6 protein-coding genes are annotated in these 5,598 nt (G+C 45.0%); 3 read left to right on the plus strand and 3 right to left on the minus strand.

The features are described from left to right. Positions 1-132, minus strand: a 132-nt coding sequence (locus tag HZA10_00505) for a hypothetical protein (protein ID MBI5194783.1), incomplete at its 3' end; no start/stop codon positions are given. Continuing rightward, positions 122-1,093 carry a transposase gene (locus HZA10_00510; protein MBI5194784.1) on the minus strand — a complete coding sequence of 324 codons (972 nt, stop codon included), beginning with the start codon at positions 1,091-1,093 and terminating at the stop codon, positions 122-124. The genes HZA10_00505 and HZA10_00510, both read right to left, overlap by 11 nt. Positions 1,094-1,200: 107 nt before the next feature. Here HZA10_00510 and HZA10_00515 point away from each other — a divergent pair, with 107 nt between their 5' ends. The 3 genes from HZA10_00515 to HZA10_00525 all read left to right on the plus strand — a co-directional run bounded on the left by HZA10_00515 (position 1,201) and on the right by HZA10_00525 (position 4,301). Next, the gene (locus tag HZA10_00515; protein MBI5194785.1) at positions 1,201-2,799 is read left to right on the plus strand and encodes a putative Ig domain-containing protein; all 1,599 of its coding nucleotides are present in this window, start codon (positions 1,201-1,203) and stop codon (positions 2,797-2,799) included. A gap of 73 nt (positions 2,800-2,872) precedes the next feature. After that, positions 2,873-3,238, plus strand: a complete 366-nt coding sequence (locus tag HZA10_00520) for a response regulator (protein ID MBI5194786.1) — start codon at positions 2,873-2,875, stop codon at positions 3,236-3,238. 202 nt (positions 3,239-3,440) lie between these two features. Then, complete coding sequence (locus HZA10_00525) at positions 3,441-4,301, plus strand: chemotaxis protein CheX (protein MBI5194787.1); 861 nt, start codon at positions 3,441-3,443, stop codon at positions 4,299-4,301. Here HZA10_00525 and HZA10_00530 read toward each other — a convergent pair. Then, on the minus strand, positions 4,276-5,598 hold a 1,323-nt coding region (locus HZA10_00530), incomplete at its 5' end, for a VacB/RNase II family 3'-5' exoribonuclease (protein ID MBI5194788.1). The genes HZA10_00525 and HZA10_00530 overlap by 26 nt on opposite strands.

Raw genomic sequence — 5,598 nt, forward strand, 5'->3', positions numbered from 1 at the left:
AAAGCCCTCAATGTTCTGGCTTGCCCTTCGGTATGCCCTGATCCTGAAAGGGTTCTCACCCTTTATTTCAAGCAGGTCCGCAATATCATTAAAGAGCTTTGCGATTTTTAGGGTCAGGTCTTCATTCTTCACTTAATAATAGTAATTCTTTCTCCATCTCTTGAATGCTTTTTTTCAATCTTCGGTCTTTCTCCAACTCAACCCTAAGTCTCGCTGCCGCCTGGCTTACGGCTGTGTATCCTATCCCAAAATATTCAGCAATCTCCGCATTACTCATATCAGTATACCACCTCAAAAGATATAAACTAACTTTCCTTGCAAGATTGTTGCGCTTGCCTGTCTCTTTTATCTTCTCCCCACTTATCTCAAATTTATTAGTCACTGCTGTTATTACATCTTCATATTTAATACTTTTTACAAGCCGTTTGCTTTCTGGTATCTCTCTGTGCCTCTTTAGCTTTATCCTTTTTTTTATCCCATTTATTAAGTCTTCGTTCCCAAGTATCAGTCTACCTTTAAGCTCTTTAAATGGGTTCTCATTCAAAGTCAACCCTTCTTCAACAAATGCCTTATATTGTTTCCTTGCTCTTGTGTCATCCAGGGAATATTGTCCAAGTATCCAGTCACATCTAAGCCATTTACTCTTTTTTTCTTTCCCTATATATTCAGTATAACTGCTCCATCGGTACCCCTCAGGTTTCCTTACCATCAAAGCCCTAACTGGATTTAAATGAATGTATCGGCTTACCGCAACTAAATATCTCTCTTTTTCTATCAAAAGCCCTTTGTATCTGCCTTGGAAAAGATGCCCGGCTCTTTTGTATTTCTGATTAAAAAATCCTGTATAAGTTGCATTAAGCCAATGCATTGTTTTTGTAATATTACCTTTGGGAGTCTCTATTAGCAGATGATAATGATTCTCCATCAATACATACCCATGAAGAATAATTCCATATCTGAGAGGAAGTTTAGACAAAATTTCTAGAAATTTTTGGTAATCCCCTTCTCCTCTATATATCGGATTCCTTTCATTTCCTCTTGCGGCTATATGGTAGAGAGCCCCTTCATATTCTATTCTTAATGGTCTTGCCATAGGATAATAGTAGTACCATAAACAAATTTTTATGTCAAGTTTGAAGACCTGACCCCAGCAACTAATTGACAACGATAGAATTAGCAGGTATATTTTAAGATAAGTTTATGCTGAAGACCTGCTATTCAAAGCGTCAAAAAAACCGTTCACCGTTCACTGCTTGCCTGCCAGTAAAGCTGGTTCACCGTTCACCCATTACGCATTACGCATTACGCGTCACGCATCACGGTTTCACCCTCATAGAGATTGCGATAGTGCTTGTGATTATAGGGCTTCTTATTGGTATTGGAATGAATCTCGTAGGTCCGCTGACAAAAAGGGTGAAAATCATTGAAACGAGGGAGGCGGTAAAACAGGCAAAAGAGGCATTGTCGGGGTATGCAGTAAAGTACGGTTATCTGCCGGCTACTATCGGTCCGTCAGGCGGCAGGGAACTTGATGCCTGGGGACGGGCGCTGTTATACGGAGCAGATACAACCTTAGTGCTGACATCAACTTATGCCTGCAACCGCACTACAACTGACAGGACAATATTTGAATGCACCAATACAACCTGCTCCACTTATAACACAAAATCCAACATCGCATTTATTGTTTACAGTACCAGTGAAGATGCTGATGGCGCCGGCACAACCACCAAGCCGACAGCAGGGCCGGCCTGTTCTTCAGGAACCTGTTATTGGATAAGGGAACAAGCGTCAAGCGATGCGTCCTATACATTACAATATGACGATATAGTCCAGTATGTAACTCTTGATGAGATACGGTCCGCAATGTCATGCTCGTTTTCAATAACTACGCAAACCCTGCCGGATGCCAAACAGGGGACCGCTTACAATTCAACAGGCGTTCAGCTTCAGGCGTCAGGCGGACAAACCCCCTACACCTCATGGGCAATAAGCGGTCAGACAATAGGCACATTTGGCTGTCCAGCCGGCAGGTATCCTATAACAGACTCAAATACGGGGCTCTGCCTTATCAGCGCTTCAGGTCTCCTCTCAGGAACCCCGACTACTGCCGGAGTATATAATTTTACTGTAACGCTTACTGATGCCAATGCAGTTGCAACCTCAAAGGCGTTTACTTTGAATGTTCTTGAGACATTGGCTATAACCAATCAGACTTTGCCGGATGCTAAAACAGGAGCTTCTTACAGCAAAACTCTTAGCGGCACGGGCGGGACATCCCCATATACATGGGACACAGGCGAGGCGCGGGGCGCCTGCGCAGCAGGCAGTGTCCGTTTAGTCGCCTCAAATATAGGGCTTTGCCTTACTACTGCCGGCGGGGTTATTTCAGGAACCCCGACTACTGCCGACGTATACAGTTTTACAGTAACGCTTACTGATGCCAACTCAAATACTACATCAAAGATTTTTACATTAAATGTTATTGACTCCTGCCTGCAGAGCGGGGTTAGTCTTTACAACAACACCAGCGGTCTCAGATACTACAATACGGTGGCTGTTACCACAGGCGCCTGTGGAACAGGCACCTGTACTTCATGGGTTACCTTTGGAAATGTGCAAGTGATAACCAATCAAAATTATTGTTTCTTCACCAGTATCAGCGGCGGGACCTGTAGAGGCGCTTGTGCAGGGTATTCAACAATAGGCTATTCAAATGCGCAGGCATTGGATGTTAATGAAAATTGCCTGATCTGGTTCACAGGTGCCGCCGGTAGCTGCAGGGGCGGTGACAGATAGGTGTTGTTGGACGGTTTCGTGCGCCACCTGCACATTTGTAAATAATTAGCAATTTATTAGAAAGGAGCAATCTATGGACAAAAAGAAGGTGCTTTTGGTTGACGACAGCGTAAGCATTGCCACACAGCTTCAGAAAATTGTGGAGGAGTCAGGGCTTTTTCAGGTAGTGGGGCACGGGAAAAACGGGCTTGAAGGCATTAAACTTTTTACTTCATTAAAGCCGGATATTGTCTGCATGGACCTCATCATGCCTGAGATGGACGGGCTTCAGGCGATAAGGGCGATAATGAGCATTAACAAAGACGCAAAGATTGTGGTAATCTCCTCTGCCGCAGGCGTGGGCGACAAGGTCATGGAGGCGATTAAATTCGGCGCAAAGAATGTCATCTCAAAGCCGTTTGAGGCAGAGACGATTGTAGGGATATTGAAGGGGCTGTAAGAATATGAAACTACAGAATTTCACCACAGAGGGCACAGAGAAAAAAAACGACTTTTCACTATGTCATTCCGGCTTGTCCGGAATCTTTCTTCAAGAAGGATTCCCGACGCGCTTCGCTTGCGGGAATGACAAGCAAAATACAGAGCTTAACTCCGAAGCAGAGCTTCGAGGAATTTTTTGATTATAATAACTGGGGGATTAGATGGGAATAAAATTTATAGGTCAGTTTCTTCTTGAGAAAAACATTATCAAGCCTGAACAGCTTATTGAGGCGGTTGAGTATCAGGAGTCCAAAAGGCTTAAATTCGGCGATTACGCCCTGTCAAAAGGCTATCTGACTGAAAAAGACATCGCAAAAATTCAGGCAGAGCAGAGGCACACGGACATGCGGTTCGGAGAGCTGGCCGTAAAATTAAATATCCTGACCCCGGCGCAGGTTGACGAGATACTGACCATGCAGAAAAATGACCACATACTCATCGGGCAGGCGTTGATTGAAAAAGGCTTTATACGTCCAGAGATTCTTGAAAGAGAGCTTGCATTATTCAAGGCAGACCAAAGCAAGTTTGTCTCAGAGGGGATAATGGTCCCGTCAGGCGCGGCAAACCCGGAGATTATAAAAGACATGGTGGACATCACTCAAAAAATGCTTCTGCGCCTGGCACAGATGACTATTAAACTCGGCAACGGATACATAAGCAATAAAGAGCCTGAGAAGAATTATCTCCTTGTATCAGTCTATTTGTTCGGAAGCCTTAAGTATCATTGTGCGGTTTCCGCATCCCTTGAGGCGTCAAGGCTGGTTGCCTCCAAGATTATCGGTGAAAACGTCAAAAAGGATAACAGGGAGGCAATCCTTGACGGAGCAAAGGAATTTTGCAATATAACTTGCGGTAACATTATTGCAAAGATGGCGCAGAGGGGAAAGACCATGGACATCAGCCCTCCTGTAGAAATTAATTATTCAGGCGGGGGGTATTCTTTTGTAAAGGGCGGAAATGCCGTTTACTATCCTATGGCGTCGCCGCAAGGGGATATCACCTTAATCTTAGTCCCGGGATAGGATGCGCCCTGCGGGGCGCGGACATGGCAAGCACAATATCCCGTTCTTCTATATTGACACGCTCTATGCGCACGCTTACTGTCTGCCCCAGCGCAAAGGTCTTTCTCCTGTTCCTGCCTGTAAGGCGGTAGTTTTTCTCATCAAATTTATAGTAATCGTCAGCCATGTATGAGACATGCAGAAAGCCCTCAACAAAAAAATCCTTAAGTTGTATCTTTAAGCCGTAAGGCGTTACATCGGTTATAAGCCCGTCGTATTCATCCCCGACCTTATCCTTCATAAACCAGGCCCTCATGGCGCTGATGACCTCCCTTTCAGCTTCGTCAGCCAGACGCTCTGTGCGCGAAGAATGTGCGGCTATATCAGGGAGGAGCTTTTTAATGTGCTGTATTTTTTTATCAGTGAGTTTATTTTTCAAAGAGTCCTTGAGTATCCTGTGCACAACAAGGTCAGGGTAGCGCCTTATCGGCGATGTAAAATGCGTGTAGCATTTTGATGCAAGTCCGAAGTGCCCGGTATTTTCCGTAGAATATTTTGCCTGTTTAAGGGACCTGAGCAGGAGAATGTTTAAAAATGCCTCCTCAGGCTTTCCCTTTGTCTCCTTAAGGATTGAACGGAACGCTGTAACACCGGTCTTTTTTGCGCGTAAGCCGAGGGCGTTAAAAACAGGTATAAGCTCTTCAAGTTTGGAGGTATCAGGCTTTTCGTGTATCCTGTAAAGCGAAGGAATGCCTCGGTCCTCAAGATAAGATGCAACTGCCTCATTTGCCGCTATCATAAACTCTTCAATAATGACATGGCTTAAGCTCCGCTCTGCCTTGATTATCGCCTCAGGCCTGCCCTGTATGTCAAAGAGCACCTCAGGCTCGGGCAGGTCAAAATCAAGACTTCCTCTCTCAATCCGTTTCTTCCTCAGAAGCCCGCAGAGTTCATCCATAACCTCAAAGCTGTCAATGAGATATGTATATTTCCGCCTTTCGTGGAGGTCATTGTCAACAAGGATTTTGCTTACTGAGGTGTAGGTCATCCGTTCATTGCTGTATATGATGCTCGGATAAAAAGACTTTTTTGTAAGTTCGCCTGCTCTGTCAAAATGCATCTCAGCCGTGACTGTCAGCCTGTCTGCCCTGGGCACAAGACTGCATAGATTATTTGAAAGCTCCTTTGGAAGCATGGGGATTACCTTGTGCGGAAAATATACGCTTGTGCCCCTGTGCCTTGCCTCAAGGTCCAGCGCAGAATCCCACGGCGCATAATGGCTGACGTCTGCAATATGCACATAGAGGATAAAACCGTC

The organism is Nitrospirota bacterium, assembly GCA_016212185.1.
Lineage (GTDB): Bacteria > Nitrospirota > Thermodesulfovibrionia > UBA6902 > DSMQ01 > JACRGX01.